Raw genomic sequence first — 15,718 nt, forward strand, 5'->3', positions numbered from 1 at the left:
CCACGTACCACCCTCACGGCTTGATGGGCGCAGCGCTGCCGGTTTCCGCGTAGTGCTGCAGTCTTTGCAGCTGCTGCATCAGCACGCCGTCGACATCCGGTGCCAGCTTGTCCAATCCGCTCGCGGAAGAACCAGTCACGCGGTACTCGAACTGCAGTGCCGTGCCATCGCCAGACGGCTTGAGCGCAAACGTCATCACACCCTCAACAGCCATGCCCTGCAGCGGTCCCAGCGCGGTATCCAGTCGCAACAGATGGCCCGGGTTCGCCCAGATCACGCGCCCATGCTCCACGCCTTGGCTGGCCCAACGCTCGCAGAAACAACCGCCGGCCGAGGCCTGCAAGCTGAGGTTTGCCGCATCGCCGGAATAGGTATGCTGGCTGTCCCACCAGTGGCCGATGTCGATCAACGCCGTGTAGACCTTGTCCGGCGACGCATGGATCGTTCGCGCGTTGACGAACAGCGCGTGGTCCGCAGCCGATTCCTTCACCTCGGCACGGACGCCCATCGGGCAGGCCAGGGCCGCGACAGCAAGCAGGAACAGGGCACGCATGGTGTTCTCCCGCAAAGAAGGCCGCAGGAGTATGCGCGGCATGCGCGGCGCCAGACATAGGCTGGTTGGCGTACCGCGCCGCCAGCGCCCGAGCGACGGCGCGGTCTGGGCTGGGCTGGGCAGCCCTGCGCAGGCCTATTGGCGAAAACTTCACCAATACAGTATATTGACGTCAAGGTTTATAAGGAGAGTACGCCATGGCTGCACATCTCCAGTCCGAAGCTATCCCGGCAGGTGACCTGAGCGGCCCCGCCCTGCGCGCCTTTTTCAACCTCGCCGAGCGCTGGAACCTGCGCATCGTGGATCAGCGCCGATTGCTCGGCGATCCGCCGGAATCGACCTTCTACAAATGGAAGCGCCTGCAGGACGGCGCGCTGGGCCGCGACACGCTGGAGCGCATCAGCTACCTGCTCGGCATCTGGAAGGATCTGCAGATCCTCTTCCCCGACGAACAGCAGGCCGACACCTGGGTGCATCGCGCCAACCAGGCAACGGTGTTCGGTGGCCAGACGGCCCTGCAGCGCATGCTGTCGGGCAACGTGGCCGACCTGTACGTGGTGCGTCAGTACCTCGACGCGCAGCGCGGCTGGGGCTGACGGGCGGGCAGTAAGTTTCCGGATTGCCTGCGGCCTACGTCGCAGCCAGCGATACGCCGGCCCGCCATACTCGATGACTCTGGCAGATCGCGTGAGCAGCACTCGTCATGGCAGACATTCCACCCCTTAAACGCATCCGCTGGAACCAGGCTTATCGCATCGTGCCGAGCCGATTTCCTCCGGTCGGCGTGTTCGATCGCATCGCCGCACCCGGCGACCTGGAAGCCCTGTACGCCATCGAGGCGCTGACCAATCCGCGTCTGCGCGACGAGTTGGGGCAATTGCCACTGGTGGCGAAAGACCGACGCATCAGCGGACCTGGAACCACTCCCGTCATGGCCGCCTTCACCCATCTCAATCCAGAAGGAAGCCGCTTCTCGGACGGCAGCTGGGGCGTGTTCTATGCCGGCCACAGCGTGGCCACCGCCGTCGAGGAAACCGTCTATCACCGCGAAAGGTTCCTCGCAGCGACCGCCGAGGCACCCTGCGACATCGAGATGCGCTGCTATCGCACCAGCATCCACGCGCGCTTGCATGACCTGCGCGGTGGCTGGAAAGCCGAACACGATCCGGACGACTACGCGGCCGGCGTCGCGCTGGCGCGCAAGCTGCGTGGCGCGGGCTCCGATGGCATCGTTTACGACAGCGTGCGCCATGCGGGCGGTGAATGCGTTGCCGTGTTCTATCCCGATCGCGTCGCACCCTGCGTGCAGGCGCAGCACCTGATGTACCGCTGGGATGGCACGCGCATCGCGCAGGTGCTGGCCGTCGAGGAATGGAAGCGCCATTGAGCGCTTTCGACGGACAAAAAAACGGGCCTCCCGAAGAAGGCCCGTCCGGCATCCGTGCCGTAGCCCGTAGCGGGCCTAGAAGCGGTAACCCAGGCTGATGCCGTAGACCAGCGGATTGATCTTGGCCGTGCCGACCTTGGTACCGTTCACGTGCACGTCGCTTTCGATGTCCACCCAGCGCAGGTCGGCGGTGAAGATCCATTTCGGATTGAGCTTCACGTCGATGCCCGCGTGCGCTGCCACGCCCCAGCTGTTGTCGATGCTGACGCTGGCACCCTTGAGTGCTCCGGCGCTCTTGGTATCAAAGAAGTTGGTGTAGTTCACACCCACGCCGACAAACGGCGACAACTGGCTGTCGGGCAGAAAGTGATAGTTGATGCCCAGCGTCGGCGGCAGCTCCTTGGTCTGGGCCACCTTGCCCAGGCCCGACAGTTTCACGTCGTGCTCGAACGGCCACGCCGCGAGGAGATCCACGCCGAGATTGGGCGTGATCATGTATTCAAGGCTGCCGGTGGGACGCACGCTGCTGCTGACCGAGGAGCGGGCGCCGGCGAGGGTGCCGTTGTTGCTCTTGGGATCGACGGCATGGGCACCGAAACGAACGACCCAATTGTCGTTGTCGGCGTGGGCGGCGGGGGCAGCGAAGGCGCCGAGGGTAGCGGCGAGGGCGAGGGGAAGGAGAGCTTTCATGGCGTTCATCCGTGTAGGTTTTCGTTCGGAACGAAGCCATGCTCGTAAGAATTTCGTTGTGCGGTTTTGACTTGAATCAAACCGATATAGGGCATACGGACGCAGGCCAGGTTGGCCGCGAAAGCACAACAAGTCTTCAGCCGCCCACGCGTTGTCGCATTGCCATGCGGCGATTTTCAGGGACGCCATGGTGACAAAGTCACTGAAGCGTAAAGTCGCGCCTCCTAACGTCGCCACTCCCGCCTATCAAGGAGCAAATGATGTCTGGCAAGAACGTAGGAACCGCTGATCGTGTCATCCGGGTCATCGTCGGTGGCGTGTTCATCGCACTCGTGTTCATCGGACCCCGCACACCGTGGGGATGGATCGGATTGGTGCCGCTGGCTACCGCCGTGTTCAGCTGGTGCCCGCTCTATCGCCTGTTCGGCCTGCGCACTTGCAAGGAAGCGAGCTGCAAAATCTGAGCGGCGCGATGTCTCCGAGCGCATCATGGAATGCAAAAAACCTACCGAAACCATGGACGACTGCATGCGTGAACCATTGCGGCGCCTGGGGCTGCAGGATCTGCCGCAAGCCCGGGCGCTCATCATTCGGATATTGAAAGGCACGGTCCTGTTCCGTGCCGGGGACGCGTGTCGTGGTTATCCGGTGGTGCTGACCGGCGAGGTGCGTGTGTGCCGCATCGGTCCGTTCGGTCATGACGTGGTGTTCTATCGCGTGCGGGAGGGAGAGGGTTGCGCGGTTTCGGCGGGATGCCTGATGGAAGAACAGCGCTATCCGGTTTTCGGCGTGGCGGAACGGGAAACGACGGCGCTGTTTCTGCCAGCATCAGTGTTCAGGGAGCAACTCGACACGAATGTCGCGTTTCGCGCCTATGTGTTCGGCCAATATGCGATGCGGGTAGGCATGCTGATGACGCAGATCGACAGCCTCATCAGCGAAGGCCCGTCAACACGCTTGGCCAGGCACCTGCTGGCGAGGATGCAAGGTGGAACAGTGACCATGACGCACGCCGAGCTGGCGGCTGATATCGGTACCGCCCGCGAAGTGGTGTCGCGCCATCTCGGTACATTGGTGCGGGCCGGATGGATCAGGCAGCGTCGACAGGTGATCGATATCATCGATGCCGGGGCGTTGCAGGCACTGGCGCATACGGGGCAATAACTTCGCCGCGGCGGCTGTTCGCTGCCGCTACGCCGTTGGTGATATAGGACTGGTGGCAGGCCGAACCTAAGCTCTCGCGAGCTCTTCCGGGGAGGCGCGTGATGAAGCTGATTCTGGGCATGCTGTGGTTTGCGGCAGTAGTACTGTTGCCTGTGCGAGTCGCCGATGCATCGGACATGTTGTCGGCCGGTGAACACACGGCGACGATCAACGGCGTGGCGCTGCACTACACCGTGGCGGGCACCGGCGAACCGCTGGTGCTGCTCCATCCGTTCGGTGCCTGTGCGGGCATCTTCGCGCCGTTCGATGCATCGCTGGGCGTGTACCAGCGCATTGCGATCGACATGCGCGGACACGGCCAGTCGACCAATCCGTCCAAGGTGTTCACGCATCGCCAATCGGCACAGGACGTGCTGGCCTTGATGGACAAGCTTGGCATCCAGCACTTCAAGGCGATGGGCTTCAGCTCCGGCGGCATGACCCTGCTGCATATGGCCACGCTGCAGCCGAAGCGCGTCGATGCCATGGTGCTGGTGAGCGCCACGCCACGCTTCACGGACGAAGCGCGCGCCATCCAGCGAAAGCTTTCCTCGCCGGCAGACTTGCCGCCGCCGGTACTGGCGGGCTATCGCCGGTGCGCGGCACGTGGCGAGCCGCAGGTGCAGGAACTGGTGAAGGAGTTCGCGCACTTCGCGGACAGTCACGACGATATGGCGTTCACGCCTGCCACGCTCGGCAAGATCAGTGCACGAACGTTGATCGTGCATGGCGATCGCGACCCGTTCTTCCCGGTCGCATTGCCGGTGGAGATGTTTGGCGCGATCCCGGTCTCGGCGCTGTGGATCGTGCCGCAAGGCGATCATCTGCCGGTGTTCGGCGCGCAGATGGCGCCTTTCCTCAGCGAGGCGGTGGCGTTTCTCGACGAAAAGCCGGCATCGGCCGCGGGCGGCCACTGAAAAGCGGAAGGCCCGCCGGAGCGGGCCTTCGGGCCGCGATGAAGCAGCTCAGGTATCGGCGTTGGTCGCCCAGCCTTCGCGGTCGCCACGCGTGAACACACGATCGCCATCCAGCACGTCGCCAGCGGCGTGCGGCGGCTGTTCGCGCAGGCTCGCATAGATCGGCGTGAAATCCGGACGCGTGGCCTCGAACAGCTGCTCGAAGCTGTCGATCACGAAATAGGTCTGCTGGTAAGTATCGATGCGATAGCGCGTGCTCATCACGCGCTCCAGCCCGAAGCCGATGCGGTTGGGCGAGGGTGAATCCAGCGAGTAGATCGACTCGCCCTTGGAGCTGACGATGCCCGCGCCGTAGATGCGCATTCCCTCGCTGGTGTTGATCAGGCCGAACTCCACCGTGTACCAGTACAGGCGCGTCAGGTTCATCAGCGCTTCGGGGCCGATGGCGAATGCCTTCATGCCGCCGCGGCCGTAGGCCTGCATGTAGTCGGCGAAGACTGGGTTGAGCAGCAGCGGCACGTGGCCGAACAGATCGTGGAACAGGTCGGGCTCGCTGAGGTAGTCCAGCTGATCGGGCTTGCGGATCCACCAGCTCACCGGGAAGCGGCGGTTGGCGAGGTGATCGAAGAACACTTCATCGGGCAACAGGCCTTCGACCGCCACCACTTCCCAGCCCGTGGCCTGGCCCAGCAGCTTGTTCAGGTCAGCGAACCTGGGGATGCCACCGTCGCCCAGCCCAAAGCGCTCTACGCCGTCGAGGAACTCCTGGCAGGCGCGGCCGGGCAGCAACTCGCGCTGGCGCTTGTAGAGGATGTCCCAGACCTCATGGTCGGTCTGGGAGTAGTCCGCCCATGGCTGTTCCACAATCCCGGTGGCGTACACCGGCACGTAGCCGCGGTCGGTCTGCTGGTGTTCGACACGGCGAGGCGTGGTGTTCATGGCGGGCTCCTGGCGCTGGCGGCGGTGCATACTGATGGGCACAGCTTAGGCCGGTTGGCGCGCATGAAGATTGTTTGATTGCAGCATGCAGAGGCAAATGAGCAATAATCGTGCGCACAGTGGCCATTGGACGGAGCTTCATTGCCATGCCTACGCTTGACCGCACCGACTTGCGCATCCTGGCCGTCCTGCAGAGCGACGGACGCATCACCAATGCGGATCTGGCGGAGAAGGTCAGCCTTTCGCCGTCGGCCTGCCTGCGTCGCCTTCAGCGCCTTGAGGCCGAGGGCATCCTCACCGGCTATACCGCCCAGGTTGACCCGCAGGCGGTGGGCCTCGGTCTGCAGGCTTTCGTCCGGGTGCAATTGACCAAGCACGAGAGCGCCGCGGTGGAGCGCTTCGTTGAGCTGGTGAATGGCTGGGACGAAGTGGTTTCCTGTTACGCGCTCACCGGGGACATGGACTATCTGCTGCACGTCTTTGTAGCCGACCTGCAGGATTTTTCCCGGTTTCTGCTGGATCGCCTGCTGAATGCCTCGGGTGTGGCTGACGTCAATTCCAGTTTTGTGCTTCGCACCGTCAAGCGCTCCGCCGCCTTGCCGCTGACCCGTCTGGAACGTTAAGCACGCCCCGCCCAAGGGGCGCGGGGACACCCCGACTAACGCTAAACTAACTGGACTGATGAACACCCACACCGTTTCCGCCCCGGCCCGCCGCGACCTGATGCGGCCCCTGCGCTACCTCTGGCGCGTACCGCTGCTGCTGTTGCACGTGGTGCTTGGCATCCTGTTGTGTTCGCTGCTTCTCACGTGGACCCGGGACGCGGTGATGGAGAATGGGCGCGAACCGTTTGCGCACCGCACCATCCGTTGGTGGTCGACGGCCCTGCTGCGCATCTTCGGATTGCGCTCCGTGCGTTTCGGTAAACCGTTGGCCGATCCGGTGCTGTTCGTGGCCAATCACACCTCCTGGCTCGACATCGAACTGCTGCACAGCCAGCGCGCGGCCTGCTTCGTGGCCAAGGCGGAGATCGCCAGCTGGCCGCTGGTCGGCTGGCTGGCCTCTTCGGGCGGGACGATCTTCCATCGACGCGGCAGCAATCATTCGCTGGCGGCAGTAATGCAGGCGATGGTGGACCGCCTGCGTGGCGGACGTTCGGTGGCGGTGTTTCCAGAAGGCGGCACGGGCCACAACGGCGTGCTGCGCGTGTTCCATGCGCGCATCTTCCAGGCCGCGCTGGATGCGGACGTACCGGTGCAGCCAGTAGCGCTGCGCTTTGCACGCGACGGTCGCCGCGTGGTCGACGCAGGCTTCCGCGAGGACGAGAACTTCATGCAGAACTTCCTGCGCCTGCTGGGCGGCGCACCGCTGGATGCCGAGGTGCATTTCCTCGAACCCGTACCGGCGACTCCCGATGCGCGGCGCCGCATGGCAGAGCTGTCGCGCGAGCGCATTGCATTGGCGCTGGAAGACCAGCCGAGTCGCGACAACCGCGCATGACGCTGCCCAAGGGTAAGGACTTCCAGCCGTCGTGGCCGCTGCGCAGCGGCCACATCCAGACCATGCTTTCTTCCAGCGGCGTGCGTCGCCTGTTGTTGCCCGCCGGCGCGCAGGCGGTGATGGATGGCGCGGAACCGATGATGGTGGACGGTGGCGACGGCGTGCGCCTGACCGGCGCCTATACCGGGCAGAAAGTGCAGTCGACTTCACGTGGCCTGGCGGTGCTTTTCCACGGTTGGGAAGGCAGCGTCGATTCGACCTATGTGTTGCAGACCGGCAGCCGGCTGCTGGCGGATGGCTGGGATATCTTCCGGCTCAACTTCCGCGACCACGGCGACAGTCATCATCTCAACGAGGCGCTGTTTCATTCGTGCCGCATCGATGAAGTGGTGCATGCGCTGGGTGACATCGCGCGGCGCTTCCCCAGCCGGCCCATGGCGGTCGCGGGTTTCTCGCTGGGCGGCAACTTCGCCTTGCGTGCCGCGCTGCGCGCACCTGCGGCGGGCCTTCCGCTCAGCTACGCGCTGGCCGTGTGTCCGATCATCGATCCCAGTGAGGGCCTGTTTTCGCTGGAGGCATCGGCGCCCTGGTTCTACCAGGCGTATTTCATGCACAAGTGGCGTCGCTCGCTGCAGGCCAAGCAGGCGGCGTTTCCGCAGCACGAGTACTTCGAACTCTCCGAACTCAAGCAGAACCTGCGCGGCCTCACCGCATCGCTGGTTTCGCGCCATACGGATTTCGGTTCGCTCGAAGCGTATCTGGACGGCTATTCGGTCGCCGGTCGCGCGCTCGCTGACCTGCATGTGCCGGCCACCATCCTCACGGCGCGCGACGACCCCGTGATTCCGGTCGATGCGTTCGAGAAACTGGAACTGCCCGCCAACGTGGAACTGGACATTTCCGACTATGGTGGCCATTGCGGCTTCATCCGTGGCTGGGACATGACGAGCTTCACTGACGAATACATTGCCGCACGCTTCAACGCGGTGGTGGCGTAAGCCTGCACGCAGGCATAGCGGTACGGCGTGGGCGCAGGATAAAAGCGGCGGTCGCGCACAGGGTGCGCTCCAACGATGGCTGGGACACGGAGTGATCCATATGACGCAGCATGCGAAAGGCACGTTCGAAGTGAAGATGACACCGCAACCCGGTGTCGAAGGCGTGGGTGATCCGTCCGTGGGCCGCATGTCCATCGAAAAGCGCTTTGCGGGCGATCTTGAGGCCACCGGCCGCGGGCAGATGCTGGCGGTGGGCACGGCGATCGATGGATCGGCCGGCTACGTTGCGATGGAACGCGTGCAGGGCAGCTTGAACGGCCGCGAAGGCAGCTTTGCCCTGCAGCATCACGGCGTGATGGATCGCGGCGCGCCGACGTTGTCGATCACCATCGTGCCGGACTCGGGTACGGATGGCCTCAGTGGCATCGCGGGCGCGTTGAGCATCGCGGTGGAGAGCGGCGTGCATCACTACGAGCTGGCGTATACGTTGCCGGACGTCCCGTAGCGCTTCTATCGATGGGGGGCGCGCCTTGCGCGCGACGGCGGCGTCTGGAGGCGTGTCGTCGTCTTCCCATGACGAGATGGATCCGGGCGCCCTTCGCGCACTGGGTGCGCGCCTGCACAAGAGTGTGGCGCGGTGTTGAAATAATCTGGTCGTGGAAGCTTGCAGGCGCTCGCGCTACGCTTCGGCTTCCTCACCGTCCCGGAGGTCGCCCATGCGTCGCTGGATATTCGCACTGTTTGGCCTCCTGGCCGTCCACACGGCCAGCGCTGCGCCGCAATTGGACAAGCTCACGCTGCCCAAGGGTTTCCATGTCGAGATCTACGCGAGCGACGTGGGCAACGCCCGCGAGATCGCGCTGGGCGCGAAGGGTACGGTGTTCGTGGGCTCCAACAGCGCCGGCAAGGTCTATGCACTGACCGACAGCAAGGGCAGCGGCAAGGCCGACAAGGTGCGCGTGATCGCCAGCGGCCTTCAATTGCCGGTGGGCGTGGCGTTCCGCAATGGTGACCTGTACATTTCCGCGGTCAGCAAGATCCTGGTGCTGCGCGACATCGAGAACCACCTGGACAATCCGCCCAAGCCCGAGGTGGTCTACGACAAGTTCCCGACCGAAACGCACCACGGCTGGAAGTTCATCGCATTCGGCCCTGACGGCAAGCTCTACGTGCCCGTCGGCGCGCCGTGCAACATCTGCGACAAGGGCAAGGACTACGCCAAGATCACGCGCATGAATGCCGACGGCACCGGTCTGGAAGATGTCGCCTACGGCATCCGCAACACGGTGGGTTTCGACTGGCAGCCGGGCACGAAGCAACTGTGGTTTACCGACAACGGTCGCGACCTGCTGGGCGATGACGTGCCCAGCGACGAACTCAATCGACTCACCCGCGTGGGCGAGCACTTCGGCTATCCCTATTGCCACCAGGGCGACACGCTCGATCCCGAGTTCGGCAAGGGCAAGAACTGCAAGGACTACACGCCACCGATCTACAAGCTCGGCGCGCATGTCGCCTCGCTCGGCATGCGCTTCTACGAAGGCACGCAGTTTCCCGCCGACTACAAGGGCGCGGTCATCATCGCCGAGCATGGCTCGTGGAACCGCACCAAGAAGTCCGGCTATCGCGTGATGGTTGTGCGGCTCAACGGCGAGAAAGTGGTGTCGTACGAGCCGCTGATCGATGGCTTCATGCAGAACGAATCCGCCTGGGGCCGACCCGTCGACGTGCAGCCGCTGCCGGACGGCAGCCTGCTGGTGAGCGACGACCTGGCCGGCGCGGTCTACCGGGTGACCTACCAGCCCTGATGCCATGCCGCGCCGACTACGGCGCGACGCAACACCTTGATGGAACTTCCGCAGGAGAACGACCGTGCAATTGCGCAGCGACAACTTCATCCACGGGCAACCGATTCCGCCCGCCAACGCCTTCTGCAGGATCGGGGCGCCAGTTGCGCTTTCGGACAACCTGAGTCCGCACCTGGCCTGGAAGGATGCGCCACTGGCGACGCGCTCCTTCGTGCTGATGGGCCTGGATTTCGACGTGCCCAGCAAGCCGGACGATGTCAACCAGGAAGGCCGCACCGTGCCTGCCGATCTTCCGCGCGTGGAGTTCGTGCACTGGTTGATGGCCAACATTCCGGTGGAGTGCGGCGAGCTGGCGGAAGGCGCTTGCAGTGACGGCATCGTGCCGCATGGCAAGCGGGCGCCCTACGGCCCGCCGGGCAGCGTGCAGGGGCTCAACGACTACACCGGGTGGTTTGCCGGTGATGCGCAGATGAAGGGCGAGTACCTCGGCTACGACGGCCCGTGTCCGCCGTGGAACGATTCCATCGTGCATCACTATCACTTCCGCCTGTACGCGCTGGATGTGGAGCACCTGAAGCTTGCCGACGGCTTCACCATCGCGGAGCTGCGCAGCGCCATGGACGGCCATGTATTGGCGGAAGCGGAGTTGATGGGAACGTACGCGCTCAACCCCGCGCTGGCCTGAATGCTTCGCGGGCGCTGGGTGAACGGAAACCAACAACGCGCAGGCGTGAGGGAATCTTCACGCTCGCAAGGCATGGCGTGTGGGTGAATGTCGCCGGGGTGAAGCACTGCCCCGTCGAGAGGAAACCCCCCATGCTCCACTACGCCCTGGTATTTCTGGTCATTGCCATCATCGCGGCGCTGTTCGGGTTTACCGGCATCGCCGGTACGGCGGCGGGTATCGCGAAGATCCTTTTCATCGTCTTCCTGATTCTTGCCGTGATCGCGTTCTTTCGTCGCGCGAGTTGATTGGCAGCGTGCCGGGGACGTTGCGCCCCGGCACGCGCGGAGCCGATGTCGTTAGATTCCAAGTCTTAACGGAGAATGTCATGAACAAGCAGGTCCAGGCGCATGAGGAAGGTGGCAACTCTGCCGCCGAACGCATCGAGGAGCGCGCCGAGCGCATCAAGCAGGCCACTTCCAGCGCCGTGACGAACACCAAGGAAGCGGTGGATCGCGCCGCCGATCACGTCGAGGAAAGCCTGCACCGCGCCACCGACAAGGCGGCCGACGCCGCCACGCGCGCAAGCGACAAGGCGGACGAATACCGCCAGCGCGGTCGCGAGGTCTACGACGACGCGGTCGACCGCGCCGACGAATGGCTTGATCGCGCACGCGAATACGTACGCGACAAGCCGGTGCAGTCCGTGGCCATTGCGCTTGGCGCTGGCTGGCTGCTTGGCCGCATACTTCGTCGCTGATGGCGGCGAGGGCGAGGGATGAGTCAGACCGATAGCGGTAGTGCACCTGCGGCACCCGACGACATGCCGGCGCCGCCACCGCCGCCCGGTCTGCTGGAGGATCTGGGGCGCCTGGGACGCGCGTTCCACAAACTGTTCGGCGCCCAGCTCAGCCTGTTGGCGGCCGAACTGGGGCTGGCGCGCAGCGCGGTGCACTGGCTGTTCGCTGCCGCGCTGGTCGCCACCGTGGCCGCTGTCGGCTTCGGCCTGACCCTGCTGGGACTGGTCGGCTGGTTGCTGGCCCAGTGGTTTGGTTCGTGGACCTGGGCACTGGTTGTCATGGCACTGATGGAGTTGGGCGTGCTGGTTGGCGCCATCGTGCTGTTCCGGCGTTGCATGCACTGGATGACCTTGCCCGCGACGCGGGGCGAGTGGAGTGCGATGATGCAGGACGTCCTGCATCGTCACGAGCCGCAGGGCGACAACCGCCCAGAGGACCTGCCATGAGCCTGATCAAGCAGCTGCATGCAGTGCGCGAAGCGGGCCTACGCGCGAGAGACGCGCGCCACGAACTGGCCGTGCCTGCCCAGGCGCTGCTGGCGCGTGGTCAGCACTATCCGCTGACCACGGTGGGCCTGGCCGCCGGGGCCGGTTTCGTACTCGGCAAGCTCGACGTGCATCCTCTGCGCGTGCCGGGTCTGGGCACGTTGCTCAGCGGCACGGCCGCCGAAGTGGTGGGCCAATCGGTGCGCCTGCTGGCCGAATACGCCCAGGACAGCTTCGACTTCACATGACCGAATCCGAATCTCCATCGTCGCCCGTCACCGAAGGTGACGTGGTGCAAGTCCCGGTACCCGTCGAATCGATGGTGCCCCATCGCGAGCCGCGCGTGGCCATGGTGCGCGTGCAGCGCACGCAAAGCGCGCGCCGGCACCTGCGCGGCATTCGCATCGTGCTCAACATGTTCCTCGCGCTGGCCGTGCTCTATACGGTGACGCTGACCAAGCAGCTGCTGATTCCGCTGGTGCTGGCGTCGTTCATCGGCCTGGCGCTCAATCCCATCGTGGCGCGCGGCGCGCACTGGGGCATTCCGCGCTGGCTGGGCGCGAGCGTGCTGGTCATTGCCCTTATCGCCGGCATCGGCGCAGGCGTGGGCATGCTTACGCAGCCGGCGCTGGGCTGGTTCCATGAGGCGCCTGCGGCGATCCGCGCGTTCGTGCCCAAGCTGCGCTCGATCACGCAGCCGCTGGAGGCCGCCAACCGGGCCACGCAAAGCCTCACGGGACCCGCGCGTGCGCAACAGCCACCGCCGCCCGGGCTGACCATTTCCGCGTGGGACGTGGTGGCCACCACGCCCAAGATCCTCGCCGGCGTGCTGACCGTGGTCCTGCTGGTGTTCTTCTTCCTCGTCTACGGCGATCTCATGCTGCGGCGCCTGGTGGAGGCGTCGCCCAACTTTGGTTACAAGCGACATGCCGTGTCGATCATGCGAGGCATCCAGTACGAGGTATCGCGCTACATCCTCACAGCGGCACTGATCAATTTCGGCCTTGGTGCGATCACCGCCGGGATGCTGTGGCTCTATCACATGCCCGATCCGTTGCTGTGGGGCACGGTGGCGATGATGGCCAACTTCATTCCCTACGTGGGCGCGATCACCACCACCACGGTGCTTGCCTTCGTGGGCCTGCTCAACTTCAACGATGTCGGTTCCGCGTTGTTGCCCGCGCTCACCTTCGCCGGCATCACGGCCTTCGAAGGCAACCTGGTGACACCGCTGATCCAGGGTCATCGCATGCGGCTTAGCCCGATCGCGATCCTGCTATGGCTGCTGATCTGGGGTTGGTTGTGGGGCATTCCCGGCGCACTGCTGGCAGTGCCCATGCTCACCAGCGTCAAGCTGGTGGCCGAACGCGTGCGTGGCTGGCGCTGGTTCGCCTTGATGGTGCAGCGTTGATGACGGCGCTGGTGGTGCGGGACATCGCTGCCGGGGATTTCGAAGCATGGAAGCTACTGTGGGACGGCTACAACGCGTTCTACGGGCGTAGCGGCGACACGGCCTTGCCGCAAGCCATCACGCATTCCACCTGGGCGCGTTTCCTCGATGCCGACGAACCCGTGCACGCGCTGGTGGCCGAACGCGATGGCCGCTTGCTCGGCCTCGCGCATTACCTGTTCCACCGCAGCACCACCAGCATCGGCAACCACTGCTACCTGCAGGATCTGTTCACCACACAAGCCGCGCGGGGGACCGGTGTGGGTCGCGCCTTGATCGAGGCGGTATACGGTCGCGCAAAATTGGCCGGCGCCGCCCGCGTGTATTGGCAGACGCACGAAACCAATACGACCGCGATGCAGCTCTACGACAAGCTCGCCGAAAGATCCGGATTTGTGGTGTACCGAAAGCCGATGTAGCGTCGCCGGGACATCGTTCGATGACAGGTCCTTCCGATGCGAGTCAGGTCATTCCTCTTCATGCCGTTGAAAGCCCGGATCGCAGGCTTCGCGATGCTGTCGCTGCTTCTCATGGGCTGGCTTCACGCATCGCCCGCATTCGCATCGGGAGATGGCAAGTCGAACCTGTGCGCGCCGTCGACGAACACCGGCGAGATTGGAATTCGGCGAACGATCCTGGCCGGCGTACCCGCGATCGTGCGCGTACCCGCGCATGTGAGCCGGCCGAGCCTGTCAAAATGACATCATGTACACGGTTGATCGACATCAGTATTAGGACCTGACAGTGAGTGACGAACTCGTAGTTGATTTCGTAGCGCGTGGCGATTTACCCGGTCACTGGAAGATGGTTCTTGTAGAGGAGGGGCCGTGGGACGCGTCGATTGAAGATCAATTGAGGCGAATTCAAAGGCGACTGTACGGTTGTCTCGACGCGATCCTTGACGGTCAGTTAGCTGAGAAGTTTCCCGATTCGAAAGGTGCGCGAGTGTCTATTCAACTGGAGTGCTTCAATGTACCGAGGCCCGAAGTTGAAGATTTCTTCGACCGCTTCTCCTCACAAGTCCTTCTCGTAGACGATTATCGAAGAGACCTCGCAAGTAACGCCTATACCTCCGGAATCGATTTCAAGATAGCCTTCCAGAATATTCACTGATACCGAATGTTTCAGCGGTTCTAGAAGGCGCATTCGCTGCTCAGTTCCATGTCGCGCAGGTCGCGCTCCCGCACGCTGGTGCGACAGACGGATGCCTTTGGGCATGTACTGAAGATCGCCGGCAGCAGATCGCATCCGTACCACTGGCCGGCAGCTTCGGCCCGCCCATTGCGATCAGTGCTCGATGCCGTGCTCTTTAAGCACATCGCTGATGTCGAACAGCCAGAGATTGCGTGAACCGTTGAGCGGACCTTCCAGTCGTTGCTGCAACGAGGACAGCACGTCCTTCGGTTTGGGAAAGTGCGTGTCGTCTTCGCGGTTGCTGGAAACGTAGAGTTCGCCGAAGCGTCGACCGATCGATGGCGCGTTCTCCAGCGAGGCGCTGTTCACCTCGCCCGGCAGGTGGATGGGCTTTCCCCAACGTCCATCGCTCTGGCGGAAGGCGATGTAGATGTCCGCGCTGCCCAGCGAGTCGCCTTCGTTGCCGGCGTAGACGAGATAGCGCTGCTCGGGGTCCACGCTCGGGTCCATGCGGTTGTGATCGGTGTCGCCAAGATCCACCCGCTGCGGGGCCGCGTAACCCGCTGTTGTCCGGCGCGCTACGTAGATCTGATACAGCTTGCCGGAATCCTCGCGATGCGCAGAGAAGTAGATGTCGCCATTGGCCGCCACCGAGGGGTTGTAGATCATCGCGCCGTCGTTGTGCGAGCCATCCACATGCACGGGCCGGCCCCAGCAGCCATCAGCCTGTTGTTCCACATACCAAAGGTGGCTTCCCGGGAAGTGCTGGCCGCCCATCTCGGCGGTTACCGGCGCCTCACCCGGATGCGCGGGCCGGTTGGAGACGAAGTACAGGCGCTTGCCGTCGGGCGCCATCGCCGGCTCTGAGTCATGCCACTCGCCGGAGAAAGCCACGACCTCGGGAGTCGACCAGCGGCCCTCGCGTCGATGCGAGACGAGAATGGTGTCGTCCTTTTCGGCGAAATCCGAACGCATGAAATACAGCGTATTGCCATCGGGACTCACAGCGGCCGACGTCTCCTGCAGGCCCGTCGAGATGACACCCGGGCCGACCAGCTCGCCAGCGTTGGCGTCGCTCACCGAGAAGACTACCGATACCGCCAGGGCCAGTGCGAATGGATTGAATTGCATGAACGGCGCTCCTTACCCCTGCGGGGATGACATGGAGGAGCATGGCGTCGTGGTGGCGT

Annotated in this window: 23 protein-coding genes; 19 read left to right on the forward strand and 4 right to left on the reverse strand. The window is 64.0% G+C overall.

Going from position 1 to position 15,718, the window contains the following annotated elements; translation table 11 throughout:
* Nucleotides 1-13 precede the first annotated feature (13 nt).
* On the reverse strand, nt 14-553 hold the full coding sequence (locus VFG49_RS11130) for an SRPBCC domain-containing protein (protein ID WP_324860432.1): 540 nt from the start codon (nt 551-553) through the stop codon (nt 14-16).
* A 197-nt stretch (nt 554-750) separates the two neighbouring features.
* Between VFG49_RS11130 and VFG49_RS11135 the strand changes: the two genes are divergently transcribed.
* Nucleotides 751-1,149 carry an MbcA/ParS/Xre antitoxin family protein gene (locus VFG49_RS11135; protein ID WP_324860434.1) on the forward strand — a complete coding sequence of 133 codons (399 nt, stop codon included), beginning with the start codon at nt 751-753 and terminating at the stop codon, nt 1,147-1,149.
* A 107-nt stretch (nt 1,150-1,256) separates the two neighbouring features.
* On the forward strand, nt 1,257-1,940 hold the full coding sequence (locus tag VFG49_RS11140) for an RES family NAD+ phosphorylase (RefSeq protein WP_324860436.1): 684 nt from the start codon (nt 1,257-1,259) through the stop codon (nt 1,938-1,940).
* Between the two features lie 75 nt (nt 1,941-2,015).
* Here VFG49_RS11140 and VFG49_RS11145 read toward each other — a convergent pair whose 3' ends face one another.
* A complete protein-coding gene (locus VFG49_RS11145) occupies nt 2,016-2,630 on the reverse strand; it encodes an OmpW/AlkL family protein (RefSeq protein WP_324860438.1) in 615 nt (204 codons plus the stop codon).
* Nucleotides 2,631-2,890: 260 nt separating this feature from the next.
* Here VFG49_RS11145 and VFG49_RS11150 point away from each other — a divergent pair, with 260 nt between their 5' ends.
* From VFG49_RS11150 to VFG49_RS11160, 3 genes are all read left to right on the forward strand, one after another.
* The gene (locus VFG49_RS11150; protein WP_324860440.1) at nt 2,891-3,094 is read left to right on the forward strand and encodes a DUF2892 domain-containing protein; all 204 of its coding nucleotides are present in this window, start codon (nt 2,891-2,893) and stop codon (nt 3,092-3,094) included.
* A gap of 25 nt (nt 3,095-3,119) precedes the next feature.
* On the forward strand, nt 3,120-3,794 hold the full coding sequence (locus tag VFG49_RS11155) for a Crp/Fnr family transcriptional regulator (RefSeq protein ID WP_324860442.1): 675 nt from the start codon (nt 3,120-3,122) through the stop codon (nt 3,792-3,794).
* A 101-nt stretch (nt 3,795-3,895) separates the two neighbouring features.
* Nucleotides 3,896-4,750 (forward strand): alpha/beta hydrolase, encoded by an 855-nt coding sequence (locus VFG49_RS11160; RefSeq protein WP_324860444.1) that lies wholly within the window; start codon nt 3,896-3,898, stop codon nt 4,748-4,750.
* Between the two features lie 48 nt (nt 4,751-4,798).
* Here VFG49_RS11160 and phhA read toward each other — a convergent pair whose 3' ends face one another.
* Nucleotides 4,799-5,689, reverse strand: a complete 891-nt coding sequence (phhA, locus tag VFG49_RS11165; RefSeq protein WP_324860446.1) for a phenylalanine 4-monooxygenase — start codon at nt 5,687-5,689, stop codon at nt 4,799-4,801.
* A 146-nt stretch (nt 5,690-5,835) separates the two neighbouring features.
* Between phhA and VFG49_RS11170 the strand changes: the two genes are divergently transcribed.
* The 14 genes from VFG49_RS11170 to VFG49_RS11235 all read left to right on the forward strand — a co-directional run bounded on the left by VFG49_RS11170 (nt 5,836) and on the right by VFG49_RS11235 (nt 14,507).
* On the forward strand, nt 5,836-6,312 hold the full coding sequence (locus VFG49_RS11170; protein WP_324860448.1) for an Lrp/AsnC family transcriptional regulator: 477 nt from the start codon (nt 5,836-5,838) through the stop codon (nt 6,310-6,312).
* Nucleotides 6,313-6,370: 58 nt separating this feature from the next.
* Entirely contained in the window at nt 6,371-7,189 is an 819-nt protein-coding gene (locus tag VFG49_RS11175; RefSeq protein WP_324860450.1) for a lysophospholipid acyltransferase family protein, read from the forward strand.
* A complete protein-coding gene (locus VFG49_RS11180) occupies nt 7,186-8,187 on the forward strand; it encodes a YheT family hydrolase (protein WP_324860452.1) in 1,002 nt (333 codons plus the stop codon). Before VFG49_RS11175 ends, VFG49_RS11180 begins: the two co-directional genes overlap by 4 nt.
* Nucleotides 8,188-8,287: 100 nt before the next feature.
* Complete coding sequence (locus VFG49_RS11185; protein WP_324860454.1) at nt 8,288-8,692, forward strand: DUF3224 domain-containing protein; 405 nt, start codon at nt 8,288-8,290, stop codon at nt 8,690-8,692.
* Nucleotides 8,693-8,903: 211 nt separating this feature from the next.
* Entirely contained in the window at nt 8,904-9,995 is a 1,092-nt protein-coding gene (locus VFG49_RS11190; protein WP_324860456.1) for a PQQ-dependent sugar dehydrogenase, read from the forward strand.
* Nucleotides 9,996-10,059: 64 nt separating this feature from the next.
* Nucleotides 10,060-10,680, forward strand: coding sequence for a YbhB/YbcL family Raf kinase inhibitor-like protein (locus VFG49_RS11195; RefSeq protein ID WP_324860457.1), 621 nt, complete (start codon nt 10,060-10,062; stop codon nt 10,678-10,680).
* Between the two features lie 131 nt (nt 10,681-10,811).
* Entirely contained in the window at nt 10,812-10,967 is a 156-nt protein-coding gene (locus VFG49_RS11200; protein WP_038622806.1) for a DUF1328 domain-containing protein, read from the forward strand.
* Between the two features lie 80 nt (nt 10,968-11,047).
* Nucleotides 11,048-11,419: a hypothetical protein gene (locus VFG49_RS11205; protein WP_324860460.1), complete on the forward strand. Its 372-nt coding sequence runs from the start codon at nt 11,048-11,050 to the stop codon at nt 11,417-11,419.
* 18 nt (nt 11,420-11,437) lie between these two features.
* Entirely contained in the window at nt 11,438-11,905 is a 468-nt protein-coding gene (locus VFG49_RS11210; RefSeq protein ID WP_324860462.1) for an ABC transporter ATP-binding protein, read from the forward strand.
* Nucleotides 11,902-12,192 (forward strand): hypothetical protein, encoded by a 291-nt coding sequence (locus VFG49_RS11215; protein ID WP_324860464.1) that lies wholly within the window; start codon nt 11,902-11,904, stop codon nt 12,190-12,192. Before VFG49_RS11210 ends, VFG49_RS11215 begins: the two co-directional genes overlap by 4 nt.
* 71 nt (nt 12,193-12,263) lie before the next feature.
* A complete protein-coding gene (locus tag VFG49_RS11220) occupies nt 12,264-13,355 on the forward strand; it encodes an AI-2E family transporter (RefSeq protein WP_324860502.1) in 1,092 nt (363 codons plus the stop codon).
* Nucleotides 13,355-13,813: a GNAT family N-acetyltransferase gene (locus VFG49_RS11225; RefSeq protein WP_324860466.1), complete on the forward strand. Its 459-nt coding sequence runs from the start codon at nt 13,355-13,357 to the stop codon at nt 13,811-13,813. Before VFG49_RS11220 ends, VFG49_RS11225 begins: the two co-directional genes overlap by 1 nt.
* Nucleotides 13,814-13,873: 60 nt before the next feature.
* Entirely contained in the window at nt 13,874-14,095 is a 222-nt protein-coding gene (locus VFG49_RS11230; protein ID WP_324860468.1) for a hypothetical protein, read from the forward strand.
* Nucleotides 14,096-14,138: 43 nt separating this feature from the next.
* Nucleotides 14,139-14,507 carry a hypothetical protein gene (locus VFG49_RS11235; RefSeq protein WP_324860470.1) on the forward strand — a complete coding sequence of 123 codons (369 nt, stop codon included), beginning with the start codon at nt 14,139-14,141 and terminating at the stop codon, nt 14,505-14,507.
* 174 nt (nt 14,508-14,681) lie between these two features.
* On the opposite strand, the gene VFG49_RS11240 is transcribed toward VFG49_RS11235, so the two are convergent.
* Nucleotides 14,682-15,659 (reverse strand): hypothetical protein, encoded by a 978-nt coding sequence (locus tag VFG49_RS11240; RefSeq protein WP_324860472.1) that lies wholly within the window; start codon nt 15,657-15,659, stop codon nt 14,682-14,684.
* Nucleotides 15,660-15,718 lie beyond the last annotated feature (59 nt).

The sequence above is a fragment of the Dyella sp. genome (assembly GCF_035685885.1).
In the GTDB taxonomy this organism is placed as follows: domain Bacteria; phylum Pseudomonadota; class Gammaproteobacteria; order Xanthomonadales; family Rhodanobacteraceae; genus Dyella.

Bases quoted from the DNA above. Each gene is read 5' to 3' on its own strand.
- VFG49_RS11130 (WP_324860432.1), bottom strand. From the start codon at position 553: ATGCGTGCCCTGTTCCTGCTTGCTGTCGCGGCCCTGGCCTGCCCGATG.
- VFG49_RS11135 (WP_324860434.1), top strand. From the start codon at position 751: ATGGCTGCACATCTCCAGTCCGAAGCTATCCCGGCAGGTGACCTGAGC.
- VFG49_RS11140 (WP_324860436.1), top strand. From the start codon at position 1,257: ATGGCAGACATTCCACCCCTTAAACGCATCCGCTGGAACCAGGCTTAT.
- VFG49_RS11145 (WP_324860438.1), bottom strand. From the start codon at position 2,630: ATGAAAGCTCTCCTTCCCCTCGCCCTCGCCGCTACCCTCGGCGCCTTC.
- VFG49_RS11150 (WP_324860440.1), top strand. From the start codon at position 2,891: ATGTCTGGCAAGAACGTAGGAACCGCTGATCGTGTCATCCGGGTCATC.
- VFG49_RS11155 (WP_324860442.1), top strand. From the start codon at position 3,120: ATGGAATGCAAAAAACCTACCGAAACCATGGACGACTGCATGCGTGAA.
- VFG49_RS11160 (WP_324860444.1), top strand. From the start codon at position 3,896: ATGAAGCTGATTCTGGGCATGCTGTGGTTTGCGGCAGTAGTACTGTTG.
- phhA (WP_324860446.1), bottom strand. From the start codon at position 5,689: ATGAACACCACGCCTCGCCGTGTCGAACACCAGCAGACCGACCGCGGC.
- VFG49_RS11170 (WP_324860448.1), top strand. From the start codon at position 5,836: ATGCCTACGCTTGACCGCACCGACTTGCGCATCCTGGCCGTCCTGCAG.
- VFG49_RS11175 (WP_324860450.1), top strand. From the start codon at position 6,371: ATGAACACCCACACCGTTTCCGCCCCGGCCCGCCGCGACCTGATGCGG.
- VFG49_RS11180 (WP_324860452.1), top strand. From the start codon at position 7,186: ATGACGCTGCCCAAGGGTAAGGACTTCCAGCCGTCGTGGCCGCTGCGC.
- VFG49_RS11185 (WP_324860454.1), top strand. From the start codon at position 8,288: ATGACGCAGCATGCGAAAGGCACGTTCGAAGTGAAGATGACACCGCAA.
- VFG49_RS11190 (WP_324860456.1), top strand. From the start codon at position 8,904: ATGCGTCGCTGGATATTCGCACTGTTTGGCCTCCTGGCCGTCCACACG.
- VFG49_RS11200 (WP_038622806.1), top strand. From the start codon at position 10,812: ATGCTCCACTACGCCCTGGTATTTCTGGTCATTGCCATCATCGCGGCG.
- VFG49_RS11205 (WP_324860460.1), top strand. From the start codon at position 11,048: ATGAACAAGCAGGTCCAGGCGCATGAGGAAGGTGGCAACTCTGCCGCC.
- VFG49_RS11210 (WP_324860462.1), top strand. From the start codon at position 11,438: ATGAGTCAGACCGATAGCGGTAGTGCACCTGCGGCACCCGACGACATG.
- VFG49_RS11215 (WP_324860464.1), top strand. From the start codon at position 11,902: ATGAGCCTGATCAAGCAGCTGCATGCAGTGCGCGAAGCGGGCCTACGC.
- VFG49_RS11220 (WP_324860502.1), top strand. From the start codon at position 12,264: ATGGTGCCCCATCGCGAGCCGCGCGTGGCCATGGTGCGCGTGCAGCGC.
- VFG49_RS11225 (WP_324860466.1), top strand. From the start codon at position 13,355: ATGACGGCGCTGGTGGTGCGGGACATCGCTGCCGGGGATTTCGAAGCA.
- VFG49_RS11230 (WP_324860468.1), top strand. From the start codon at position 13,874: ATGCCGTTGAAAGCCCGGATCGCAGGCTTCGCGATGCTGTCGCTGCTT.
- VFG49_RS11240 (WP_324860472.1), bottom strand. From the start codon at position 15,659: ATGCAATTCAATCCATTCGCACTGGCCCTGGCGGTATCGGTAGTCTTC.